Source organism: Rhodobacteraceae bacterium M385 (assembly GCA_025141835.1).
Classification (GTDB): Bacteria; Pseudomonadota; Alphaproteobacteria; order Rhodobacterales; family Rhodobacteraceae; genus Gymnodinialimonas.
This window is the reverse complement of sequence record CP081102.1, coordinates 2,462,273-2,485,102: the sequence shown is the minus strand read 5'-3', so window position 1 is coordinate 2,485,102 and position 22,830 is coordinate 2,462,273. Positions and strand designations below refer to the sequence as shown.

21 protein-coding genes are annotated in these 22,830 nt (G+C 62.2%); 11 read left to right on the top strand and 10 right to left on the bottom strand.

The annotated features are described in order from the left end of the window. Positions 1-148: 148 nt before the first annotated feature. The 3 genes from K3728_12080 to ftsA are packed head-to-tail and all read left to right on the top strand — an operon-like array spanning position 149 to position 3,392. Positions 149-1,114 (top strand): D-alanine--D-alanine ligase, encoded by a 966-nt coding sequence (locus tag K3728_12080; protein ID UWQ94451.1) that lies wholly within the window; start codon positions 149-151, stop codon positions 1,112-1,114. Beyond that, the gene (locus tag K3728_12075) at positions 1,102-2,067 is read left to right on the top strand and encodes a cell division protein FtsQ/DivIB (GenBank protein UWQ94450.1); all 966 of its coding nucleotides are present in this window, start codon (positions 1,102-1,104) and stop codon (positions 2,065-2,067) included. Before K3728_12080 ends, K3728_12075 begins: the two co-directional genes overlap by 13 nt. After that, positions 2,064-3,392 (top strand): cell division protein FtsA, encoded by a 1,329-nt coding sequence (gene ftsA, locus K3728_12070; protein UWQ94449.1) that lies wholly within the window; start codon positions 2,064-2,066, stop codon positions 3,390-3,392. Before K3728_12075 ends, ftsA begins: the two co-directional genes overlap by 4 nt. Before the next feature lie 15 nt (positions 3,393-3,407). On the opposite strand, the gene K3728_12065 is transcribed toward ftsA, so the two are convergent. Further along, positions 3,408-3,587 (bottom strand): hypothetical protein, encoded by a 180-nt coding sequence (locus K3728_12065; protein UWQ94448.1) that lies wholly within the window; start codon positions 3,585-3,587, stop codon positions 3,408-3,410. On the opposite strand from K3728_12065, the gene ftsZ reads away from it, so the two are divergent. The 6 genes from ftsZ to K3728_12035 all read left to right on the top strand — a co-directional run bounded on the left by ftsZ (position 3,586) and on the right by K3728_12035 (position 12,212). After that, positions 3,586-5,235 carry a cell division protein FtsZ gene (gene ftsZ, locus K3728_12060; GenBank protein ID UWQ94447.1) on the top strand — a complete coding sequence of 550 codons (1,650 nt, stop codon included), beginning with the start codon at positions 3,586-3,588 and terminating at the stop codon, positions 5,233-5,235. The genes K3728_12065 and ftsZ overlap by 2 nt on opposite strands. Before the next feature lie 287 nt (positions 5,236-5,522). Further along, positions 5,523-6,440 carry a UDP-3-O-acyl-N-acetylglucosamine deacetylase gene (gene lpxC / locus K3728_12055; protein UWQ94446.1) on the top strand — a complete coding sequence of 306 codons (918 nt, stop codon included), beginning with the start codon at positions 5,523-5,525 and terminating at the stop codon, positions 6,438-6,440. Between the two features lie 137 nt (positions 6,441-6,577). Further along, positions 6,578-7,483, top strand: coding sequence for an outer membrane protein assembly factor BamD (locus K3728_12050; GenBank protein UWQ94445.1), 906 nt, complete (start codon positions 6,578-6,580; stop codon positions 7,481-7,483). A 60-nt stretch (positions 7,484-7,543) separates the two neighbouring features. Beyond that, positions 7,544-9,193, top strand: a complete 1,650-nt coding sequence (recN, locus tag K3728_12045) for a DNA repair protein RecN (GenBank protein UWQ94444.1) — start codon at positions 7,544-7,546, stop codon at positions 9,191-9,193. A 256-nt stretch (positions 9,194-9,449) separates the two neighbouring features. Beyond that, positions 9,450-11,081 carry a chloride channel protein gene (locus tag K3728_12040; GenBank protein ID UWQ97542.1) on the top strand — a complete coding sequence of 544 codons (1,632 nt, stop codon included), beginning with the start codon at positions 9,450-9,452 and terminating at the stop codon, positions 11,079-11,081. A gap of 63 nt (positions 11,082-11,144) precedes the next feature. Then, complete coding sequence (locus K3728_12035; GenBank protein UWQ94443.1) at positions 11,145-12,212, top strand: hypothetical protein; 1,068 nt, start codon at positions 11,145-11,147, stop codon at positions 12,210-12,212. Between the two features lie 10 nt (positions 12,213-12,222). Here K3728_12035 and K3728_12030 read toward each other — a convergent pair whose 3' ends face one another. The 9 genes from K3728_12030 to cobS all read right to left on the bottom strand — a co-directional run bounded on the left by K3728_12030 (position 12,223) and on the right by cobS (position 21,307). After that, a complete protein-coding gene (locus tag K3728_12030; protein UWQ94442.1) occupies positions 12,223-12,564 on the bottom strand; it encodes a DUF427 domain-containing protein in 342 nt (113 codons plus the stop codon). 105 nt (positions 12,565-12,669) lie between these two features. Continuing rightward, positions 12,670-14,481, bottom strand: coding sequence for an aminopeptidase P family protein (locus K3728_12025; GenBank protein ID UWQ94441.1), 1,812 nt, complete (start codon positions 14,479-14,481; stop codon positions 12,670-12,672). A 143-nt stretch (positions 14,482-14,624) separates the two neighbouring features. Continuing rightward, positions 14,625-16,505 carry a cobaltochelatase subunit CobT gene (cobT, locus tag K3728_12020; GenBank protein UWQ94440.1) on the bottom strand — a complete coding sequence of 627 codons (1,881 nt, stop codon included), beginning with the start codon at positions 16,503-16,505 and terminating at the stop codon, positions 14,625-14,627. Positions 16,506-16,568: 63 nt separating this feature from the next. Continuing rightward, on the bottom strand, positions 16,569-17,228 hold the full coding sequence (locus tag K3728_12015) for a hypothetical protein (protein UWQ94439.1): 660 nt from the start codon (positions 17,226-17,228) through the stop codon (positions 16,569-16,571). Between the two features lie 126 nt (positions 17,229-17,354). Beyond that, positions 17,355-18,293, bottom strand: coding sequence for a threonine/serine dehydratase (locus tag K3728_12010; protein ID UWQ94438.1), 939 nt, complete (start codon positions 18,291-18,293; stop codon positions 17,355-17,357). Positions 18,294-18,441: 148 nt separating this feature from the next. Further along, positions 18,442-18,921 carry a hypothetical protein gene (locus K3728_12005; GenBank protein ID UWQ94437.1) on the bottom strand — a complete coding sequence of 160 codons (480 nt, stop codon included), beginning with the start codon at positions 18,919-18,921 and terminating at the stop codon, positions 18,442-18,444. 71 nt (positions 18,922-18,992) lie between these two features. Continuing rightward, entirely contained in the window at positions 18,993-19,946 is a 954-nt protein-coding gene (locus tag K3728_12000; GenBank protein UWQ94436.1) for a hypothetical protein, read from the bottom strand. Positions 19,947-19,971: 25 nt separating this feature from the next. Then, positions 19,972-20,325 (bottom strand): hypothetical protein, encoded by a 354-nt coding sequence (locus K3728_11995; protein UWQ94435.1) that lies wholly within the window; start codon positions 20,323-20,325, stop codon positions 19,972-19,974. Continuing rightward, on the bottom strand, positions 20,318-21,307 hold the full coding sequence (gene cobS, locus K3728_11990; protein UWQ94434.1) for a cobaltochelatase subunit CobS: 990 nt from the start codon (positions 21,305-21,307) through the stop codon (positions 20,318-20,320). The genes K3728_11995 and cobS overlap by 8 nt, the downstream gene beginning before the upstream one ends. A gap of 136 nt (positions 21,308-21,443) precedes the next feature. On the opposite strand from cobS, the gene K3728_11985 reads away from it, so the two are divergent. Next, a complete protein-coding gene (locus tag K3728_11985) occupies positions 21,444-21,986 on the top strand; it encodes a sigma-70 family RNA polymerase sigma factor (GenBank protein ID UWQ94433.1) in 543 nt (180 codons plus the stop codon). Further along, the gene (locus K3728_11980; protein ID UWQ94432.1) at positions 21,983-22,714 is read left to right on the top strand and encodes an anti-sigma factor; all 732 of its coding nucleotides are present in this window, start codon (positions 21,983-21,985) and stop codon (positions 22,712-22,714) included. The genes K3728_11985 and K3728_11980 overlap by 4 nt, the downstream gene beginning before the upstream one ends. Positions 22,715-22,830 lie beyond the last annotated feature (116 nt).

Below are 22,830 nucleotides of genomic sequence, written 5' to 3'. Positions count from 1 at the left end.
CTCGGAACAGGCCGCGCGGTAAGGTAAGACAGCGCAGCCCGAAAAGTGGGAACCGGTTTTCGGATCGAGCTGCGCAACAAAAGAATAATGCAAGGCTCCGCATAAGCGGGGATAATCGATCCGACAGGCAACGTATCAGTCGGACAAAATGAGGACAGAAACGGTGGCAGGGTTGAGCAGCCTTCCATCTCGTGTCGTCGTCTTGATGGGTGGCCCCTCTGCGGAACGCGAGGTGTCGCTTAGCACCGGTCAAGGGTGCGCCGAGGCGCTACGCGGAGAGGGATTTGACGTAATCGAAGTTGATCCGGGCGAGGTCCACGCCGGGGCCGCGCTATGCGCACGTCTGTCCGAAATTAACCCTGATGTTGTCTTCAATGCGCTCCACGGTCGGTGGGGCGAAGATGGGTGTGTGCAAGGCCTGCTGGAATGGTTGCGCCTTCCCTACACCCATTCGGGCGTTCTGGCCTCTAGCCTCGCCATGGACAAAACTCGCGCCAAGGTGGCCCTCAAGGCCCATGGTTTACCGGTGGTCGAAAGCGTGATTGCCCGCAAAGAAGATGTCTGCGCCGCCCATGTGATGCCCGCGCCCTATGTGGTGAAGCCCAATAACGAAGGCTCCTCTGTCGGAGTTTATCTGGTGAACGAGGCCGCCAACGGCCCGCCGCAGCTGTCCGACGATATGCCCGCCGAGGTGATGGTTGAAACCTTCGCGCCGGGCCGAGAGCTGACGGTCTCCGTCCTTGGCGACAAGCCCGGCGATCCCGGCGCGTTGACCGTGACCGATATCCTTACCGATGGCTGGTACGACTACGACGCGAAATACAAACCCGGCGGCTCGCGCCATGTGGTGCCGGCGCAGGTGCCGCAAGAGATCTGGGATGCCTGCATGGACATGGCCCTGCGCGCCCACACGGCGCTAGGCTGCAAAGGTGTCAGCCGCACCGATTTCCGTTGGGATGAGGCGCGCGGCCTTGATGGCCTGATTATCCTAGAGGTGAACACGCAGCCTGGCATGACGCCCACATCCCTGACGCCCGAACAGGCGCAGGCGACGGGCATGAGCTTTGGTAAACTCTGCGCTTGGTTGGTGGAGGATGCGTCATGCGACCGGTAATAGCGGGCGAGGCACCTCGCCACATTCAACGCACCTCCGTTCGGTCCATCATCCCGCGCCGCAACGCGCCCGGCGCTTCTGCACCCCATGATCCGGCCCCCTCGAAACTCAGCTACCGCGTCACGCGCCTGTGGCTCACGCCGATTTTCCGCAAAGCGCTCAACATCGGCATTCCGCTGTTCGCGCTGTTTGCTGCCGTTGCCTGGTATCTCAGCGATGAGGCCCGCATTAATGGCTTGTTTGAAGCCGCCTATGAAATCCGCCGCGAGGTTGAGAACCGGCCAGAGTTTCGCGTGAATGTGCTGGGGATCGACGGTGCCTCGGATGATGTCACGGAAGAGGTCCGCGCCGCCCTTGCGCTGGACCTGCCGATTTCGTCCTTCGATCTGGACCTTGATGAATTGCGCGGCCGTCTAGAGGCGTTGCCGCCTGTGCGCAGCGCTGACCTGCGCATTCAGTCCGGCGGCTATCTGGCCGTGCGCATCGACGAACGCATTCCCGCCGCCCTGTGGCTGACCCATGAGGGGCTGAGCATTATCGACGAAGAAGGGCAGTTTGTTGCGGGCTTCGGCACCCGAGAGCTTGAAGAACCTCTGCCGCTTTTGGGCGGGGAGGGGGCTGACCTGGCCGTGACCGAGGCGCTGGCGCTGATCGAGGCGGCAGCCATTCTGGGCGACCGCGTCCATGGGCTTGTGCGCATGGGGCAGCGGCGATGGGATGTGGTCCTGACCAATGACACAAGGATCATGCTGCCCGAGTTCGGCGCGACTGCCGCGCTGGACCGTGTGCTGGCGCTCCATGATGTGGGCGAAATCCTGTCGCGTGACGTGACAGCGGTAGATTTACGCAACCCCGGTCGTCCGACCGTGCGGTTGACAGATGATGCAATGGACGAGCTACAGCGTATGCGCACGCTGGCGGCTGAAAGATCCGATGGGGACACGCGCGGATGAATCTTCTCTATCAAACACAACGGGCCATGCGGGCCAAACGGACCGAAGCCATGCGACGCGGCGTGATTGCCGTATTGGACATTGGCACCTTCAAGGTGGCCTGTCTGGTGCTGAAATTCGACGGCACCGAGCCCGAGGATGATGGCATCGGCGCTATGGCCGGGCAATCCTCATTCCGGGTGATCGGCGCGGCAACGACCCGGTCGCGCGGCGTCAAGTTTGGCGAGATTGACACGGTTCAGGAAACCGAGCGCGCCATTCGCACCGCCGTGCAGACCGCCCAGAAAATGGCCAACGCCCGTGTCGATCATGTGATCGTGTCGCTTTCCGGTGCGCGTCCACGCAGCTATGGCCTGACCGGAGAGGTCGATTTGCAAACTGGCGCCGTGGAAGATCACGATATCGGACGCGTGTTGTCCGTCTGCGATATGCCCGATATTGGCGCGTCGCGCGAAGTGCTTCACGCGCAGCCGGTGAACTTCTCACTCGACAATCGCTCGGGCCTGTCGGACCCGCGCGGCCATGTGGGCAACCGCCTGTCGTGCGACATGCATCTGCTGACCGTGGACAGCCACGCCATTGAAACGCTTCTACACTGCGTCAAACGCTGTGATCTGGAACTGGCGGGCGTGGCTTCTGCGCCCTATGTCGCCGCCATGTCCTCCTTGGTGGAGGATGAACAAGAGCTGGGGGCGGCCTGCATCGACCTTGGGGCAGGGGCCACGAGCCTGTCGATCTTCATGAAAAAACACATGATCTTTGCCGATACCGTGCGCATGGGCGGGGCCCATATCACGCGCGACATCAGCCAAGGTCTGCATATCCCCGTGGATATGGCCGAACGGATCAAAACCAAATTCGGCGGCCTCATGGCCACGGGGCTGGATGACCGAGAGATTATCGAATTGGACAGCGACACCGGTGATTGGCACCACGACCGCCGCACCGTATCGCGGGCCGAGTTGATCGGCGTCATGCGCCCTCGGGTCGAGGAAATTCTCGAAGACGTGCGGGCGCGGTTAGATGCGGCAGGGTTTGAGCATCTGCCCTCTCAACGCATCGTTCTGACTGGGGGTGGGAGCCAGATCCCCGGCCTTGATGGTCTTGCCTCGCGCATTCTGGGCAACCAGGTGCGCCTTGGGCGGCCCATGCGGGTGGCGGGTCTGCCGCAGTCGGCCTATGGCTCGGCGTTCTCAGCCTGTGTCGGTCTGGCGCTGTTTGCAGCAAGCCCTCAGGACGAGTGGTGGGACTTCGATTTGCCCGCCGACAGGCTGCCTGCAAGGTCCGTTCGTCGCGCGGTAAAATGGTTCCGCGACAACTGGTGACCCCTTCATATGGGGTCAGACCGCTAAATCGCCGATAAAATCGCCACAAAACGGCCACATTTCGCGCATGGGGCGTATTTTCTGCGTGACGACGCAGGGGAACGGCGGTACGCTGTCCTTCAATAAATGAGGCAATTTCGGCAATTCCGACCAGAAGATCGGGGGCCAGGACAAGAACAGGCGGACAGTATCCATGACTCTGAATCTTACCATGACCGACGCTCAACCCGAGCTGAAACCCCGTATCACCGTCTTCGGTGTCGGCGGCGCAGGCGGCAATGCCGTGAACAACATGATCGACCAGCAGCTTGATGGTTGCGAATTTGTTGTTGCCAACACCGACGCTCAGGCATTGCAGCAATCCACCGCACACGCGCGTATCCAGATGGGCCAGCGCGTGACCGAAGGTCTCGGCGCAGGGGCGCGCCCTCAGGTTGGCGCTTCCGCCGCTGAGGAAAGCATTGAAGAGATTGTTGACCACCTCGCAGGCGCCCACATGGCGTTTATCACTGCGGGAATGGGCGGCGGCACCGGCACCGGCGCGGCGCCAATTATCGCGCAAGCCGCGCGGGAGTTGGGCGTTCTGACCGTTGGTGTTGTCACCAAGCCGTTCCAGTTTGAAGGCACCAAGCGGATGCGTCAGGCCGATGAGGGCATCGAAGCCCTGCAAAAGGTCGTCGACACGCTGATCATCATTCCGAACCAGAACCTGTTCCGTCTGGCGAATGAGAAAACCACTTTCACCGAAGCCTTCGCCATGGCGGATGACGTTCTTTATCAAGGTGTTAAGGGTGTGACCGACCTGATGGTTCGCCCCGGTCTCATCAACCTCGACTTTGCCGATGTTCGCGCTGTGATGAACGAAATGGGCAAGGCAATGATGGGCACGGGCGAGGCCGATGGCGACAACCGCGCCATGCAGGCCGCCGAGAAGGCCATCGCCAACCCGCTGCTGGACGAGATCAGCCTGCGCGGTGCGCGCGGCGTGTTGATCAACGTCACAGGTGGCTACGACCTGACCCTGTTCGAGTTGGACGAAGCCGCCAACCGCATCCGCGAAGAAGTGGACCCAGAGGCGAACATCATCGTCGGTTCCACCCTGGACACAGCGATGGAAGGCCAGATGCGCGTCAGCGTTGTGGCAACTGGCATTGACGCGGCAGAGCGTCAGGAAGAAGTGCCAATGCCTTCGCGTCAGTTCTACGCCACGGGTTCCGCCGTTGCCGCCGCAGAGGCCAAACCAGCGCCTGCCGCGGCACCCGCTCCAGAGGTAGAGCAATATGAGGAAGCCGCCGCGGAAACGCCGCCAGAGCCTTCCCTGTTTGAAAGCTTTGAGGCCCCCGCCGAGGCCGAGCCAGATCTGGTTGCCGAAGACGACGTGCCAGCGCCGGCGTATCAACCCGCTCCAGCGCCTGCCGCTGTTGCGCCTGCACCGCAACAACCTACTCCGGTAGCCGTCGCGGCTGAAGATCAGCAGGGCTACGTTGCCCCCAAGCCCGCCGCCGGTGGTGCCCCAACGCCCGAGGCTCTGGCCCGTCTGCGTGCTGCCATCCAGCGTGATACGCCGCGTGCGCCTCAGGCCGCGCCCGTTGCAGCGCCTCAGCAGCACGGTGGTTTGGCCGGTGAACAGCCTCAAAAACGCGGCTTCGGCATAAATTCGCTTATCAACCGTATGACAGGCACCGGTGAAGATGGTGCGGCCCCGGCCGAGCGTCGTCAGCCCACAATGGCGGCTCCGGCCCCTGCGCCGATGCCTCAGCACCACGCGGCAGACGACGGTGTCGTAGACCCCGATCAGGAGCGGATTGAAATTCCTGCCTTCCTGCGCCGCCAAGCGAACTAATTTGCAGTCACAATGTGACAGGAAAGACCGGCCTCGCGCCGGTCTTTTTCGTTTTAGATACAAGATGTTGCAGGGTTACCCACAGGATGTAGGCAAGTTTTCGCCCACGCTACTACCCATTGTTGCAAGGCGTCATAAAGCTTGAGTTGCTCCTAGCGCTGCCCCTCGCTACCCCCATATACAGCGGAAACCTTGTTTTAACCTTTTGGTGCAAGCGCCGCTTCCGGCAGAGCGTCTTAAGCAATCGACGCCGCGGGAATTGATGTGACGGAAGAGCGGGCAATTTGATGCAGGCAACACTTCGCAAAAAAGCCACATTCAGTGGGGTCGGTCTCCACACCGGTCGTTTGACCCGTGTCAGCATGTTACCGCAAGCCGCCAACGTCGGCATCTGGTTCCGCCGCACCGACCTTGACGACGCCGCGATGATCCCCGCCCGCTACGATCTTGTCCCCCAAAGCCGCCTTTGCACTAAACTTGTGGCCGAAGACGGAACCGAAGTTTCGACGGTTGAACATATCATGGCCGCCTTGATCGGATCGGGCATCCATAACGCCCTGATCGAAGTGGATGGCCCTGAGCTTCCGATCCTTGATGGGTCTGCCGCGCCGTTCGTTCGCGCGATCCTTGATGCTGGCATCCAACGCCAGTCCGCGCCAATCCATGCGCTGGAAATCCTTAAGACTGTGCGCGCCGAAGATGGCGACGCCTGGGCCGAGTTGTCGCCCTCCCGTGGGCTGGAAATGGATTACACCATCGAATTCAGCGACAAGGCGATCGGCTATCAGCGGCGGATTGCCAATTTGGCCAATGGTCGCTTCGTGCGCGAATTATGCGACAGCCGCACCTTCTGCCGCCGCGCCGACGTGGACATGATGCATGAAGCGGGCCTTGCCCTTGGTGGAACCTACGACAACGCCGTTGTCGTGGATGGAGACGACGTCCTGAGCCCCGGTGGTTTCCGCCATGCCGATGAGGCCGTGCGCCATAAGATGCTGGATGCATTGGGGGATTTGGCCCTGGCAGGCGCCCCCATTCTGGGTTGCTACACCGGTTTCCGGGCCGGCCACATGGTTACGAACCAATTGCTTCGCAACCTTTTCGCCACCCCCGGTGCGGTGCGTTTCGTGGAATGCACGCCGGATCAGGCCGCCGCATTGCCCGGCGTCGGCGTGAAATCAGCAGATCTTGCGCACGTCGCGTGACGTGGCCACAACATCACGTTATCACTTCGGTGCATCTTCGTGTCGGTTGAGGGATTTTGCCCGCAAAAGGAATGTGCTAGAGCAGTGCCGACAGGGTCCGGGATCGGGCCTAAGACTATGGGTTTGAGGCTAATCGCATGACAACCAACCGCTTTCGACTTTCCGGTGCAGCCCTAGGGCTGACGCTCGTTTTGGCGGGCTGTGGCGGCGGCGGTGGAGGCAATGGTTTCCTTGGCACGGGCCTGTTCAGCGGCAATGGCGGCGGCGGTTTCTTTGCCGGGCGCAATGCGAACATCCCTCTGGAAGAGCTGGACGCTGAGACGATCTATCAGCAAGCCGAATTCGCGCTGGAAAACGGCCGTCCAGACAATGCGGCCGAGCTGTTTATCGAGGTGGAGCGCCTGCACCCATATTCCACATGGGCTGAGCGGGCGTTGATTATGGCGGCGTTCTCCTATCACGAGGATGGCGACTACGAGGCGGCCCGTGTGGCGGCTCAACGCTACCTTGATTTCTACCCTGGCAACGAAGACGCGGCCTATGCCCAGTACCTTCTTGCACTGTCCTATTATGACCAGATTGACCAGGTGGGCCGCGACCAAGGCGTGACCTATCAGGCGCTGCAAGCGCTCCGCGTCGTGATCGAGCGGTATCCCGATAGCGAATACACCCAAGACGCGATCCTGCGCTTCGACCTCGCCTTTGACCATCTGGCGGGCAAGGAAATGGAAGTGGGCCGCTACTACTTGCGCCGCGAACATTACACATCGGCGATCAACCGGTTCCGGGTTGTGGTGGAAGAGTTCCAGACCACCTCTCACACGCCGGAAGCCTTGTTGCGTCTGGTGGAAGCCTACCTCGCCCTCGGCTTGACGGACGAGGCGCAAACAGCTGGCGCGATCCTTGGCTACAACTTCCAGTCCTCGCCGTTCTATGATGACGCTTACCGTCAGTTGACGGGGCAGGGGTTGTCTTTGGAAGCCGCCGGAGAAAACTGGCTGCGCGAAGTCTGGCAGCAGACCGTGCGTGGGGATTGGCTGTAAGTCGGGCGGGAATGCCGTAAGCGCTTGACCGTTCCGCCTGCTTTGGGCAACACACAATCTATGCTGCGTCATCTCGATATCCGCGATATGTTGATTATTGACCGTCTGGAACTCGCGTTTCAGCCCGGGCTCAATGTGTTGACCGGGGAAACCGGGGCGGGGAAGTCGATCTTGCTCGACAGTTTGGGCTTTGTGCTTGGCTGGCGGGGCCGCGCTGATCTGGTGCGCACGGGCGCGGAGCAGGGCGAAGTGGTGGCAGAGTTCGATCTGCCCCAAGGCCACCCCGCTTATGCCGTATTGGCGGAGGCGGGCTTGCCGGCCTCGGACGAGTTGATCCTGCGCCGCATCAACACACCTGAAGGCCGCAAAACGGCTTGGGTCAACGACCGTCGCGTCAGTGGCGACGTCTTGCGTGCCTTGTCTGATGTATTGGTGGAGCTGCACGGCCAACAGGACGACAAGGGGTTGTTGGACCCCAAGAACCACCGCGCAATGCTGGATGAATACGGCAACCTCGACGGCTTGCGTGCCAAGGTGGCCACCGCTTGGCGTAGCAAGGCGGCCGCGGGCAAAGCGCTTGCGGCGGCGGAAAAACGCCTCGTGGAAATGCGGGAAGAGGAAGAATTCCTCCGCCACGCGGTCGCTGAGTTAACCAAGCTTGCCCCCGAGCACGGGGAAGAAGCTGAATTGGACGCCAAGCGCCGCATGATGCAAGCCGCTGAAAAGATGCGCGAAGATGTGGCGCAGGCGATCTCTGCCCTTGGTCTGAATGGCGCCGAAGGCGCGTTGAGCGACGCAAGCCGATGGCTCGATGGGGTGGTGGAACATGCCGAAGGCCGCTTGGAAATGCCCATGGCCGCGCTGGAACGTGCCTTGGTGGAACTGGGAGAGGCGCAAGCCGGGGTCGCCAGTTTCGCGGAACGGCTAGAGTTCAACCCGGCAGAGCTGGAAATGACCGAAGAACGGCTTTTCGCCCTGCGCGGATTGGCGCGAAAGCACAACGTGCTGGCCGATGATTTGGCGGGGCTTGCCGACACATTGGGCCAGCGACTTGCCGCGCTTGATGGCGGAGAGGCCGAGATTGCGGAACTGACCAAAACCCGCGACCGCGAAGACGCCGCCTATAAAGAGGCGGCGGATAAGCTGACGGCGGCGCGAGCGAAGGCCGCGCTGAAGCTCGATCGCGCCATGGGGGCCGAGCTTGCGCCCCTGAAGATGGACCGCGCAGTCTTTGAAACCCGCCGTGAAGAGGCTCCCGCAGGGCCCGACGGCGTGGATACGATCACCTTCACCGTAGCCACCAACCCCGGTGCGCCCTCTGGCCCCCTGAACCGCATCGCCTCCGGCGGGGAGCTGTCGCGCTTCCTTCTGGCGCTGAAGGTTTGCCTGACCTCGGACCAGGCCGGGCTAACGATGATCTTTGACGAGATTGACCGGGGCGTCGGCGGAGCGACTGCCGATGCGGTCGGGCGGCGCTTGGCCGATCTGGCCTCGGGCGGGCAGGTTTTGGTGGTGACCCATTCGCCGCAGGTCGCGGCCCTTGGGGCGCATCATTGGCGCGTGGCCAAGACGGTAGAAAAGGGCGTTACCTTCAGCCGTGTCGTGCCCTTGTCCGACGACCAACGGGTGGAGGAAGTTGCCCGCATGGTTGCTGGCGACACGATTACCGATGCCGCCAAGGACGCCGCACGGGCTCTGCTGAAAGGGTAGGGCGAAAAAACCGCCCCGGCCGTGTGGGCGTCGCCACACCCATTTGCCGGAAAACACTGAATTTCCAAGGCCGTGACTTTCCAAATCGTCAGGCTTTCTCTACCGTTTTAGCGTAACAGTATTGTAGGGGAGGCGGCCGCGCGGCGTTGCCCCTTGGTGTCCCCCAGACGCGTTCCGCGCCAGAAAGCGAGCCTGTCCCGTGGCCATTGATCCGCGCGGTCTCATCAAAGTGCAAGCCAGCAGAGCCCTTACCGCCCTGCGGGGCATCTGGTCCTTGTTGTTGGAAAAGGGGCCGAGCCAGTTCCAATTTTGGCTGATCGCTTTGGTCATCGGCGTGTCCGCGGGCTTCATGGCATTGGGGTTTCGCAAGGGCGTAAGTTGGTTGCAGGAAACGCTTTATGGCGTTGAAGACATCCGCTTGTTGCACAGTTTTGCCGAGGGACTTCCGTGGTGGATGATCCTGGCAATTCCGGTCGGGGGCGGTTTGGTCTCTGGCTTGATCTTATATAAATATACCCCGGACGGGCGCGTGCGCTCTGTGGCGGATGTGATCGAAGGCGCGGCCCTAAACGAGGGCCGGGTCGAGGGGCGGGCGGGCATCGGATCGGCCTTGGCGTCCCTTGTGACCCTCGGCACCGGCGGCTCCACCGGCCGGGAGGGGCCGGTTGTGCATTTGGCTGCGGTGATTTCCTCGAAGATATCGCGCTGGATCAACGCCGATGGCATCACCGGACGCGATCTTCTGGGGTGTGCCGTCGCCGCCGCCGTTTCCGCCAGCTTCAATGCACCTATCGCGGGGGCTATTTTTGCCCTTGAAGTCGTGCTGCGCCATTTCGCCGTGCACGCCTTCGCGCCCATCGTCATCGCCAGCGCGGCGGGCACTGTGATAAACCGCCTAGAATTCGGCGATGTCACGGAATTTGCCTTGGAAAGCGAAAGTATGTTGCGCTTTTATGTGGAGCTTCCAGCCTTTCTGATCCTTGGCATCCTTTGCGGGTTTATCGCTGTTTTGTTCATGCGCGGCACCTTCTGGGCCGAAGACGTGGGCAACGCGTTGCAACAACGCACAAAGCTGCCCCGCTACCTGCGCCCCGCCGTGGCCGGCCTCGCCTTGGGCGCAATCGCCATCTGGTTCCCCCACATCATCGGCGTGGGGTATGAGACGACCTCCGCCGCCCTAACGGGAGAATTGTTTCTATGGGAGGCCATCGTCTTTGCGATCCTGAAGGCGGTTGCCACGGCGATCACCGTAGGGGGGCGCATGGGGGGCGGTGTATTCTCGCCCTCTCTGATGATCGGGGCGATCTCGGGTCTGGCGTTTGGCTTGGTGGCCACGGGGATCTTCCCCGATGTGTCGGGCTCTGAAACGCTCTACGCCCTTGCAGGCATGGGCGCGGTGGCGGCGGCGGTGCTAGGGGCACCGATTTCCACCACGTTGATTGTGTTCGAGCTGACGGGCGATTGGCAAACCGGTCTGGCAGTGATGGTTGCCGTGTCGATGTCCACGGCGGTCGCGTCCAAGATGGTCCATCGCAGCTTCTTCCTGACCCAGCTGGAGCGGCGCAATATCCACCTTGCCGCCGGCCCGCAGGCCTATCTGCTGGCGATGTTCCGCGTGGGCCGCGTGATGCGCCCCATGACCCACGAGAATTCCGCCCCGCAAGAACGTTTGCTGACGTTAATCGAGCAGGGCATTTTCACCGACACCAATGCCACGTTGGAACGGGCCTTGCCGATCTTTGAACGCACGGGCCTCGACTTCCTGCCCGTGGTGCAATTGTCTCCCACAGGCGGGCCACCGGCCCTAGAGGGGGCGTTGTTCCACGTCGATGCCCTGAAGGCCTACAACAAGGCGCTGGCGGCGACAGCAGCAGAAGAACACAGTTAACGCGGCTTTCGGAAACAGATTATTTCTTTGGTGAATGGGCTGGAACACGGCATGCTTACAGCCATGTTGACCCGGATTCTTTTTGCCTTCGCCTTGCTATCTCTTAGCGCCCAAGCTTCTGCCGCGCAGGGCGCGGCGGGGCGGCTGCAAACCGTGCTTTCTGGTGTACCACAAGCGGTGTTGGACGGTGCAGAGGGGCCAATCATTGCGGGCTACGGCAATGGCGACGCGGTGCGCTGGATCGCGGTGCGCGGCGCTCAGGCAGGGCGCAACCCGAACACGCCGAACCGGTTTGCTGCACTTCGCTCTGCCGCGCCCTTGCAACGTGACATTATCGAAGGAATCGAGGACGCGGCGCTTCGCGCGGCCGTGGGATTGACCGCGCTCGACTGGGTGGAGACATGGGAGGTCGCCGCAGGAACGGTGCGCGTGGGGGCGATGGATATCTATCCCGACAGCGAAATGCGCCTGCGGGGCGCGTTGTTTTCTAACGGACTTTCTGAGGCCGACCGCGGCGGGGCTCCGGTGCTTTGGCACGGGGATACCGACTACGCCACTGATGCCTTCGCGCGTGATCCGGCCCATCCCTTCGGCGGCGATCAGGGCTTGCCTCTGCGGATGCTCTTTTTGGGGGACCGCGCGGTTTGGGCCACGGGATGGACGGCGTTGGATGCCGTGCGTGCGCCGACGGGGCCGAACCTCGCGGCGCGCGACGATGCTCAGTCCTTGCTTGGCGGTTTGCGGCGTGTGGGCAATCTGGGCGGTGTCGTTTCCGTCCGATGCTGGCTGCGCAACGGGGCAGAGCTTCCGATCACGGGCGCAGAAACTGGCCCGGTCGAGGCGTTGGCCTTGGCCGATTTCGCCAACCGAGAGACGGAAGGCGCAGCAATGGTTTTGGCCCTCGCGGACGGTGTAGACGCAGAAGCCCTTGCCGCCCGCCTGCGCGAGGCGTGGCCAATCCTGAGCGAAATGCCATCCCCAGCCGAGCCGGAGATTACCGCAGGTGGCGGGTCCATCACGCTGACTATGCGCAGTGATTGGGGCGAAGACGGCGCGGCGACGAATGCCGCCTATGAAGTTTTCCTCAGCGCCCTGAACGGCGGACGCCTTGGGTTTCTTTTGAATCGGTAATCTTCACGGGCTACAGTTTCTCGACCGCGACACGGTCAGAATAGAAAGCAATGTGGCCCGCGATCTCTTTCACGGCCTCAAGCGGTGTCTCATAGCTCCACGCCGCATCAACCGCGTCGCCATCGGGGCCCGTCACAGTGAAATAGGTCGCCGTACCCTTGTGGGGGCAGGTGGTAGATGTCTGGGTTTGCTCCAGAAAACTCATCCCGATGTCTTCGCGGGGGAAGTAGATGACCGCGGGCATGTCGCCTTCCACCAGTTCCAGCGCGGCCGAGCTTTCGCCCAGAACAGCGCCACTGGCGCGGACAACCCAAGTGCCGGATGCTTCGGAAATTGTGATGTGATCGGCCATGATTTTCTCCCGTATCATGTCTGATTGAGCGCCTATGTACCCCGCGACACGCCGGGGGCACAAGGCGATGGACTGACGCGGCGTCGGAGCGCGTTAGATCAGACGCTAAAGTGGTGCGCAGGCGGCCTCTAGCCACGCGGCTGTGGCACTGTATCCACCGGCCTGTAACATCGGTGTGACGCGGGCCAAAACATCGGCGTGGTAGGCGTTGAGCCAGTCCCGTTCTACGATGCTAAGCTTTTCGGTCACGATCAGGCGGCGGTCAATGGGGGCGAATGTCAGGGTCTCGAACCCCAGCATCTTGCGGTGTGGATCGGCCCCTTCGGGCGCGTCCACCACGTAGATCAAATTCTCGATCCGAATGCCGAAGGCCCCCTCCCGGTAGTAGCCCGGCTCGTTCGAGACGATCATCCCCGGCTCCAGCGGCACGTCGCTGCGGCGCGACAGGCCCTGCGGCCCCTCGTGCACGTTCAGATAGACGCCAACGCCGTGGCCGGTGCCGTGGTCATAATCACGTCCGGTTGCCCAGAGCGGCGCACGGGCCAGCGCATCCAGATGCTGCCCGGCCACGCCCTTGGGAAAGCGCGTGCGGTGCACCGCGATCATCCCTTGCAGGACCAGCGTGAAGCAGTCGCGTTCTTCATCGCCGACCGTACCCACGGGCAGGGTGCGCGTGATATCGGTGGTGCCGTCCTCATACTGACCGCCGCTGTCGATCAGAAACAATTGTCCGGGTAAGACCTGGGCATTTGTCTGCTCTGTCACCCGATAATGCACGATGGCGCCGTTGGGGCCCGCACCTGCGATGGTGTCAAAGGACAGCTCTTTTAATGCGCCGCTGTCGCGCCGGAAAGTTTCGAGCTGTTTGGCTACGTCGATCTCCGTGAGGGTGCCCGCGGGCGCGGTTTCATCGAACCAATGCAGGAACCGCGCCATCGCCACGGCATCGCGCAGGTGGGCATTGGCTGTGGCGGTGATCTCGGCGTCGGTTTTACGCGCCTTGGGCAAGACCGTGGGGTCGCGCTCAGCGGCGATATCCGCGCCGGCGTCTTGCAGGATTTCCGAAATCGCACGGGGCGCACTGGCGGTATCCAGACGAACGCAGCCTTCCAGCCCTGCCAGAGCGTCGGGGAAGCTGGAAGGGGGGGCGGTTTGTACCTCGGGCCCCAGGTGCGCCCGCAACTCTGGCGTCAGTCGCGCATCGTCAAGGAACAGGCGCAGGGTGCCATCGTCAAACAAGATCGCATTGGTTTGGACCACAGGGTTACGCGCAATGTCCGAGCCTCGGATGTTGAGCAGCCAGCAAATCCCATCGGGCAGGGTCAGTACGGCGGCCCCTTGACCCGCATCCCGCAAAGCCTCGGCACAGGCAACACGTTTGTCGGCGGCGGTTCTTCCGGCAATCGCATCGGGAAAGATCGTGATCGGGGCATTGGGCGGCGCCGGGCGGTCTGTCCAGATCGCATCCACCAGATTGTCAGAGGCCACCAGTTCGACACCCGAGCCGCTGAGCGCCTTTTCCAACGTCGCAATCTCGCGCCCCGTGTGCAGCCAGGGGTCAAACCCAACCTTGCCGCCTTGGGGCAGAGCATCGCGGAGCCAATCGGCCAGTTGAACCTCGGGCCAATCCACGGGGGTAAAGACGTCGGCCACTTGCGCCCGCACCTGCACCCGGTAGCGTCCGTCCACGAAAACACCCGCCACATCGGGCAGCACGGCGGCAAACCCTGCCGATCCGGTGAAGCCCGTCACCCACGCCAGTCGCGCATCGCAGTCGGCCACGTATTCGCCCTGATGGGCATCGGCACGGGGCACAAGGAAACCATCCAACCCGACCTTGGCAATCTGCGCCCGTAGGGCGGCAAGGCGCGGGGGGCCATCTTCGGGCCGGGTAGATGCGGTGAAATCTTGGAACATGATTAACCTTTGTTCAGCGCCCCGCAGGGGCCACCGCGCCCAAGCCGAAGGCGCGGGCGCAAGGGAGGTGGCCTGAGGCGTCGTTGTCGATGCAGCCCTGAAAGGGCGGCGGGCCAATACGAAAAGGCCAGCGTGAGGAGGGCCTATCCGACCCGTTTCATCCCCATCACCCGGGCGCGCGCCCGTGGGTCCGTGTCAAACAGAGAGGCCAGTTGTTCTGTAATCGCGCCTGCCAATTGCTCGGCGTCGGTGATCGTTACGGCCCGCTCGTAGTAGCGGGTCACATCGTGGCCAATGCCGATCGCCAGCAGTTCAACCGCGCGGCGCTTCTCGACCATAGCGATCACATCGCGCAGGTGTTTTTCCAGATAATTGGCCGGGTTCACCGACAAGGTGCTGTCGTCCACCGGCGCGCCGTCCGAGATCACCATAAGGATTTTGCGCGCCTCGGTGCGGTTCACCATCCGGCGATGCGCCCATTCAAGCGCCTCCCCGTCGATGTTTTCCTTCAGCAAGCCCTCTTTCATCATCAGGCCCAGATTATCGCGTACCCGCCGCCACGGCGCATCGGCCGATTTATAGACGATGTGGCGCAAGTCGTTCAGGCGTCCGGGCTGTTGCGGGCGGCCCTTGGCCAGCCATTCTTCCCGTGCCTTACCGCCTTTCCACGCCCGCGTGGTGAAGCCCAGGATTTCCACCTTCACGCCGCAGCGCTCCAGCGTGCGGGCGAGAACGTCGGCACAGATCGCGGCGATAGAAATCGGGCGGCCCCGCATGGAGCCTGAGTTATCGAGCAGCAGCGTCACCACGGTGTCGCGGAACTCGGTATCGTTTTCGACCTTGAACGACAGGGGCGTCGTGGGGTTGGCCACCACACGTGCCAGTCGGCCCGCATCAAGGATGCCTTCCTCACGGTCAAATTCCCATGATCGGTTCTGTTGCGCCTGAAGGCGGCGCTGCAATTTGTTGGCAAGGCGCGACACAGCGCCTTTCAAGGGATCGAGCTGTTGGTCCAGATAGGCCCGCAAGCGTTCCAGTTCCTGCGCCTCGGCAAGGTCTTCGGCGGCGATTTCCTCGTCATTCTCGGTCGAGAACACGGTGTAGCCGGGGTCGGCATCGGAATGAGGCGCAGGCGGCAGAGGTTCCTGCGGCGCTTCCCCGTCGGGCATTTCCTGCTCTTCGGCCTCGTCCATATCGCCGTTGTCGTCCATCTCGACTTGGGCTTGGGACTCGTCTTGCTGTTCCTCTTGCGACTGCTCGGGAGAGGCTTCCGCCTCTTCGTCATCGTTGTCGTCTTCGCCGGTGCTGTCAGGCGCGTCGTCTTCTGCGTCTTCGCCCGCCTCGTCTTCGGCCTCGTCGTCCATATCGTCGGGGTCATCGCCCAACTGGTCGCCGTATCCCAGATCATCAATCAACTGACGGGCGAATTTGGCGAAGGATTTCTGGTCCGACAGCACGTCTTGCAGGTCTTCCAAGGTGCCGTCGCAACGGTCCTCAATGAAGCCGCGCCAAAGTTCCATTACGTTGCCCGCCTCGGGCGGCAGATCGCGGCCCGTGGCAAGGTGGCGGATCAGGTAGCCCGCCGCCGTGGACAGCGGAGCGTCGGAGGCGTCACGGATTTCGCCATAGCCCTTGCGGCGGGCGTCGTGGCCGATTTTTGCGTCAATGTTGCCTGCGGTGCCCGGCATGTCGCGGGCGCCCATGGCTTCACAGCGGGCATTTTCCATCGCGTCCATCAGGTCGCGGGCCATCGCCCCTTGCGGCGCGTACCGCGCGGCGGTGCCTTGGTCATGATATTTGTGACGCAGAGCCAGCGCATCGGCGGTGCCACGGGCCAGTAGAACCTCTTCGCGGGTCATCCGGCGGCTCACCTGAGGCAAGCGCACGCTATCGGCGCTGAGCCCGGGGGGATCAACGGTGTAGGTCACGGCCAGATCGGGATCATCCGCCATCACCCGCGTCGCGTCGGCAAGGGCCTTCTTGAACGGGTCAGCGGGATTATCGGAGGGATTGAACTTGCTCATCCCTGATATCTGGACCGACACGGTGCCAAGAGCAAGACCTGCGACCGGAGCAGGGGCGTAAAATCACTGCGGCTCTGCCTCAAACCACGCGGTAAAGACATCGTCGCAAGGTTGCGGGCGGCTCTGTCCCTGGTTCCATTCAGACAGCGCGATCCGAGCCCCGGCAATCTGTCCGCGATCAGATACCTCGAAGATCGGCACGTCCTGGCTTTCGTCGGGATCGGGACGCTCGGCCGAGGCGACCCAGTCTCCGGTCAGCAAGTTGGTGTCGCAGCTATACGATCCGCCCATGATCCGATCGTAGGTTGAATAGGTCTGCCCCGCCAAAAGGAAGGCTCCGTCCCGATAGGCGATGGTTAACTCATTCGTCCAAGGAAAGCGGCCAATTCCGGTCTGTTCTTCGATCACTCGGAGCGAGCCATTGCCGGCCCGCGCTAGGCTCGGCGCTTGGCCAAACATCGGTCCGTTAAAGACGATGTTGCGCGCCACGGTAAGGATTTCTTGCGGCGCGTTGGCACGGCGATCCGAGAAGATCAGCAGGTCTGCCGTATCCGGTTCTGTCTCAGACGCCAAAAGCACGACGGTCTCGCAGCCGTTACGCTCTTCCACCAGATCGAAACAGGCGCTGGCGATCAGGCGCGGCAGGACGTCTGTTTCCGCCGAGGTTTGCGCTGCGGCGGGCAGGGGAAGAAGGGCGAGGGCTGCAAGAGGCAGAAAACGCATCGGATATCCTTGACATAAAACGTCACTTTGACCGGCGCGGCGGCGGTGGCCAAGGCTGGAAAACCCGCAGCAATTTCGCGCTTGATGATGTGGGGCGCGAGTCGCAGCATCTGCCTATGCGCGTGGCTACTGGACGAACCAATCGGGCTCGGCGTTGCCGCCGCAGAGCACGACGCACACCCTCTCGTCCTTCTCTGGCACATAGGCACCCGAGGTCAGCGCCGCCAACGCCACGGCGCTGCCCGGCTCTCCGATCAGGCGGGTGGCCTCCCACAGGCGATTGGCGGCATCGAAGACATCAGAGTCTGGCAAGATCACGGCCTCGTCCACAAACTCTCGGATCAGGGCGAAGCTATCGACGCCAAGCCGTGGCCCGCCCAAAGAGCCTGCGGCGATCCCGCTGGCGGATACGTCAATGTCGGGGCCTTCACGCATGGATTTTTCCAGCGTATTCGTGCCCTCTGTCTCGACTGAAACGATTTTCACACGGTCCCGGAACCAAGCGGAAATGCCGCCAATCAAGCCGCCGCCGCCAGTGGACACAAAGATCGTGTCAATTCCGTCCATCTGTGCCTCGATCTCCCGGGCTAACGTGCCCTGGCCGGTGAGCGTCGGGATCGTATCGTAGGGATGCACCGCGAGCGCACCAGAGGCCTGCGCGTATGCGGCGTATTCTTCCATGCATGCGCCCACTGAGCCCTCGGTCAGCACGACTTCTCCGCCGAAACCGCGCATCCGGCGCAGTTTCTCTTCTTTCGCGATCAATGAGGGGACGAAGATGCGGCTCTGATGGCCAAGGGTAGTGGCCGCATAAGCCACCGCTGCGCCATGGTTGCCGCCCGAGGCCGCCACCACTCCCGCGGCGGGCACATCCCGGGTCAGCATGTTGTAGAATGCGCCGCGCAGCTTGAACGACCCGGTGATCTGCGTGTGCTCTAGCTTGAAGGTCACGGGGCAGGGCAGCCCAAGGGCGCCTGCCTCGACCGGGAGGACCGGGGTGCGGCGTATATAGGGGGCGATCAGCGGGGCGGCGGCCGAAATGGCGTCGGGCATAGGATGTGTCATGGGCGCGACGATGAACCCGTCACGCGCGATGGTCAACGGGGGCGCAGCAGGCTTTTGCAAAAGCCTGTGCAGAGCCTTGCAAGGCTCTGGTAAACGCCCTTGCAAGGGCGTTGGGCAGGAATTTGCAAATTCCTGGGGAGCGCTGCCGTCACAATCCGGCGCAGGGGTCGGCGGGGGCGGGCGCGGCGGCGCGCCCTTCGATCCGGCGCGCGATGTCTTGGCTGCGGCGGATGATCCCTAGCGTATTGCCCGGAAGGCCCGCGGCTTCCAGCACGGCGCCTTCCACGGCGCCCCGCACCTCACCCCGGACACGGTTCTGGGCGTATTGGCCCGCTCGGCAGGCGGCCTCTGCCTCGGTCTGGGGAATGACTGGGATGTTGGGCACGCCGGGAATGTCGCTAAGCCGCACGCCGGGCGCGATTTCCGCGTTAAGCTGCGCGTTGATATCGAGCGTTTGGATATCCGCGACAATGACCCCACGGGTCGCACAATCAAGCCGTGTGCCCTGCGGGTCCGGGCCAAGCACGGTGCAAGTCTCTCCGCCCGCAAGGGTCACGGTTTGGCCGGGATTGTACGTAGGCTGGCAGGCCGCGATCACGAGAAGGGGCAGAAGGGTAAGGCGTTTCATGGGGCCAATGTGGCCCAAGGTGCAGGCACCGGTCGAGGGGAAAACCTACGCCCCTTGCCCCGAAGCTGCCGTCAGGACGGGTCGCAACGTACGGCGGCGCTCTCGGCAATCGCGCGGCAGGATAAATCTGATTGATACTCCTGGAAGGTCAGTACGCTTGATCCGTCCTCTGTCAGTCCGGCCATTCTCATCGCGTCGGGGTTGGCGATCAGCACTCTGACGTACAACCGGGTTAGCGCCCCTTCAGGCGTGGCCTCGATACGCCGCAACAATTCCCCGGCTTCTGTAGCTGTCAGGTCAGTGATGCCTTCGGGGGCGGGGAGCAGCAATTCCGCCGCGATCCAGCGCCTTTGTACGCCTGAGGGAAGACCTGCGATATCCGCAAGTTCCAGGGTTTCCCGACCGGAGATCAGGCGGGCGAGGTCAAGCAGTTCGGCTTCAAATTGCCCGGCCTGCAATACATCATCCACCGCCGCCAAGACGTATCCCATGCGGGTCGCGCGGCCTTGGTCGAAGTGACGAGTGTCCAACACATCCCGAAGCCCACTCTCCTCGTCTACTGAAATAGCCTCTGGCAAAACGCCCCGCGAAAGTTCGTGGCGGAGGACATTGCGCATACGCTCAAAATCCTGGCAATCGGACTGGACTTGGCGCAGCAGCGACACAAACGGTTCTGGCGGGTCGCGCAGGGGCTCTCCACCGGCCCGCAGAACAGTGACGGCAATGGCGTTCTCACGGCCACGTGCTTGGGCCACGCGAGTGATCTCCTCCAGCGCGACGCCGGTTTCTTCCGCAAGCGAAACAAGGGTTACCGGTGCGCCGAAGTGGTCGATCTCGCGGGCGTTCATCACGCAATGGGCGCCATACCAGGCAATGGCAGAGCGGATGTCAGCAAGCGCCGCAGGGCGAGAGGAAAAGGCGGGCGGGCGAAGACCCTCGGCACTCAGCGCGCCCACAGTCAGGATCAGCACGATGAAGGAGATGAGGTATCTTCGGCCCAATGACATGCCCTGCTCTAGTTGCACAATTCGCGCCGCAAGCCCTGATACGTTAGGAGAGTGTGCTACCGAGGCTCGCGAACAAAAATACGATAAGAGAAACCACGAAGTAGCCAAGCCCTCGGTTTCGCCGAAACAGCAAACCGAGGCACCCGATCACCAAAGGCACGAACAGGCTGCCCAATTGGTAGCCGATGTAGCCCGCCCAATCCATTTGGCCCAACATGTCCCGCTGTACGATGATCGCCAGCGACGGGCCGAATTGCAGAACCGCAAGAAGGGCGATGGTGACGCTTATCCAAAGCACCGTTCTGGGCTTTTTCGACAGCGTCGCAACAGGGGCACTTCCGACATTATCCGCGCCCGTCTTACCGGACGCGGGGGCACTATCGTTTCGATCAGCCAAGGCTCATGGAAGCGGCACTTTCGGGCAGCTCTTCATCGAAGCAACGCTGGTAGAACTCGGCCACGGTCTGGCGCTCCAACTCGTCACATTTGTTCAGGAACGACACGCGGAAGGCATAGCCCACGTCGCGGAAGATTTCAGCGTTCTGGGCCCAGTTGATGACAGTCCGAGGTGACATGACGGTGGAAAGTTCTCCGTTCATGAATGCCGTACGTGTCAGCTCGGCCACGGTCACCATCTGGCTCATGGTCTTGCGACCGGCCTCGGTGTTGTAGTGGGGCTGCTTGGCAAGAACGATGTTCACCTCGGCGTCATGGGACAGGTAGTTCAACGTCGCCACCAAGGACCAGCGGTCCATCTGCGCTTGGTTGATCTGCTGCGTGCCGTGGTAGAGGCCCGTTGTGTCGCCCAGGCCCACGGTGTTGGCCGTGGCAAACAGGCGGAAATAGGGGTTCGGGGTGATGATCTCGTTCTGATCCATCAGGGTCAGCTTGCCGTCGGTTTCCAGCACGCGCTGGATCACGAACATAACGTCGGCGCGGCCTGCGTCGTATTCATCGAACACGATGGCGACGGGATTGCGCAGCGCCCAAGGCAGGATACCTTCGTGGAATTCCGTGACCTGCTTGCCGTCGCGCAGCTTGATCGCGTCTTTACCGATCAGGTCAATCCGGCTGATGTGGCTATCAAGGTTCACCCGCACGGTGGGCCAGTTCAGGCGCGCGCCCACTTGTTCGATGTGGGTGGATTTACCGGTGCCGTGGTAGCCCTGCACCATAACGCGGCGGTTGTAGCCGTAGCCTGCAAGGATCGCCAAGGTGGTGTCGGGATCAAACTTATAGGTCGGGTCAATCTCGGGCACGCGGTCAGTCGGCTCGGCAAAACCCTTTACCTTCATATCCGTGTCGATGCCGAACACCTCACGGACCGAAAATTCTTCGGTGGGTTTCGCGTCGATGCTCAAGCTGTTGCCGTCGGCCATGGTGCCCTCAAAAATCTGGAAATTGCCTTCCGCTCGAAATGCATTAAATAACGCGGCGCTGCAAGGGGGAGGGCGTCGTGCCAACAGGAACACTTGAGACTAGCAACGCGGCGCAAGCTGTGGTTTTGGTAGTCTCATGACAACGCCTCAGGACCTTGAAGAAATGATGGCGCGCATCCAGTTGCGCGACCGCGCGGCGTTTTCTTCTCTCTATTCGGCAACCTCCGCGAAACTTTTCGGGGTGATCCTGCGTGTCTTGAAGGACCGGGCAGCCTCGGAAGACGTTTTGCAGGATGTTTACGTCAAGATTTGGAACAAAGCGGACCGTTACCGGGTGACCGGGCATAGTCCGATGACATGGATGATTACGATAGCGCGCAATGCCTCGATTGACCGGTTGCGCGCGCAGGGGCCTGCAACGGACGATATTGACGATGTCGTGACGCTATCGGCCCCCGGTGCCACGCCCGAGCAGGCGGTGATTGCGGCCAGTGAAGCGGGCCGGATCGTGGATTGCCTGGCGGAACTGGACGCGGATCGCGCCAGTGCTGTGCGCGGCGTATATCTGGAAGGGCAGTCCTATCAGGACATGGCCCTGCGGTATGACGTGCCGCTAAACACGATGAAAACATGGCTGCGCCGCAGTCTGAACAGTTTGAAGGAGTGCCTCGCGTCGTGAGCGACCGGACCGACATACCGCCTGAGACGGACCCGCTGGCGGCTGAGTATGTGCTCGGCCTGCTGTCGCCCGTTGAGCGCACCGCGTTTGAAGCGCGGCTGCGGGCGGAGCCTGTTTTGGCTGGAGAAGTCCGCCAGTGGGAGGTCTACTTCGCCACGATGGCTGATCTGGAAGTCGTACCCGTGGCCCCGCCGGCCCGTGTTCTGCACAGCATCGAGGCCCAGTTGTTCAGCAACGAGACCACCCGCCCCAGCCTATGGGACCGCGTGGGCTTTTGGCGCGGACTGTCTGTGACAACCTCGGCACTGGCAATTGCGGCGGTGGGCTTTGCCGTTTTGCCCAATATCCAGCCCCCCACCACCGATGTGCCGGAAACGGGCATCCCGGCGGGGACGTTGTTGATGACCCATCTGGTGCCCCTTGAAGGCTCTACCCTTGGGCTTGCAGTGACACGAGAGCCCTCTGGCGTGCTGCAAGTGCGCCGGGTGGCGGGCACAATGACGGCGGGCCGTTCGCAGGAGCTGTGGGTGATCGTGGGCGACAATGCGCCGGTGTCGCTTGGGGTGCTGGGCGAAGATGCGCTAACCACCCTGACCCCTGAAGCGGATTTGGATGCGCTGTTCACGGTGGGGGCGGCGCTGGCAATCACCGATGAGCCTTTGGGCGGCTCGCCTACGGGTGATCCAACAGGCGACGTTCTTGCCTTGGGCACGCTTGTCGCGCTGTAAGGCACTGCCCGGAAACGATTTTTCCAACATCACAAATCGTTCATCAGAAAACTCGATCTTTTTTGAAACAAGGTGACCCACCTTCTCGTGGCTTCTCATGTCTCCGGGCAACGACC

Coding starts and splice junctions, on each gene's coding strand:
- K3728_12065 (UWQ94448.1), bottom strand. CDS start 3,587: ATGGATACTGTCCGCCTGTTCTTGTCCTGGCCCCCGATCTTCTGGTCG.
- K3728_12005 (UWQ94437.1), bottom strand. CDS start 18,921: ATGAAACGCCTTACCCTTCTGCCCCTTCTCGTGATCGCGGCCTGCCAG.
- K3728_11985 (UWQ94433.1), top strand. CDS start 21,444: ATGACAACGCCTCAGGACCTTGAAGAAATGATGGCGCGCATCCAGTTG.
- K3728_12075 (UWQ94450.1), top strand. CDS start 1,102: ATGCGACCGGTAATAGCGGGCGAGGCACCTCGCCACATTCAACGCACC.
- K3728_12025 (UWQ94441.1), bottom strand. CDS start 14,481: ATGTTCCAAGATTTCACCGCATCTACCCGGCCCGAAGATGGCCCCCCG.
- lpxC (UWQ94446.1), top strand. CDS start 5,523: ATGCAGGCAACACTTCGCAAAAAAGCCACATTCAGTGGGGTCGGTCTC.
- recN (UWQ94444.1), top strand. CDS start 7,544: ATGCTGCGTCATCTCGATATCCGCGATATGTTGATTATTGACCGTCTG.
- K3728_12050 (UWQ94445.1), top strand. CDS start 6,578: ATGACAACCAACCGCTTTCGACTTTCCGGTGCAGCCCTAGGGCTGACG.
- ftsZ (UWQ94447.1), top strand. CDS start 3,586: ATGACTCTGAATCTTACCATGACCGACGCTCAACCCGAGCTGAAACCC.
- ftsA (UWQ94449.1), top strand. CDS start 2,064: ATGAATCTTCTCTATCAAACACAACGGGCCATGCGGGCCAAACGGACC.
- K3728_12035 (UWQ94443.1), top strand. CDS start 11,145: ATGTTGACCCGGATTCTTTTTGCCTTCGCCTTGCTATCTCTTAGCGCC.
- K3728_12030 (UWQ94442.1), bottom strand. CDS start 12,564: ATGGCCGATCACATCACAATTTCCGAAGCATCCGGCACTTGGGTTGTC.
- cobS (UWQ94434.1), bottom strand. CDS start 21,307: ATGGCCGACGGCAACAGCTTGAGCATCGACGCGAAACCCACCGAAGAA.
- K3728_12015 (UWQ94439.1), bottom strand. CDS start 17,228: ATGCGTTTTCTGCCTCTTGCAGCCCTCGCCCTTCTTCCCCTGCCCGCC.
- K3728_12010 (UWQ94438.1), bottom strand. CDS start 18,293: ATGACACATCCTATGCCCGACGCCATTTCGGCCGCCGCCCCGCTGATC.
- cobT (UWQ94440.1), bottom strand. CDS start 16,505: ATGAGCAAGTTCAATCCCTCCGATAATCCCGCTGACCCGTTCAAGAAG.
- K3728_12080 (UWQ94451.1), top strand. CDS start 149: ATGAGGACAGAAACGGTGGCAGGGTTGAGCAGCCTTCCATCTCGTGTC.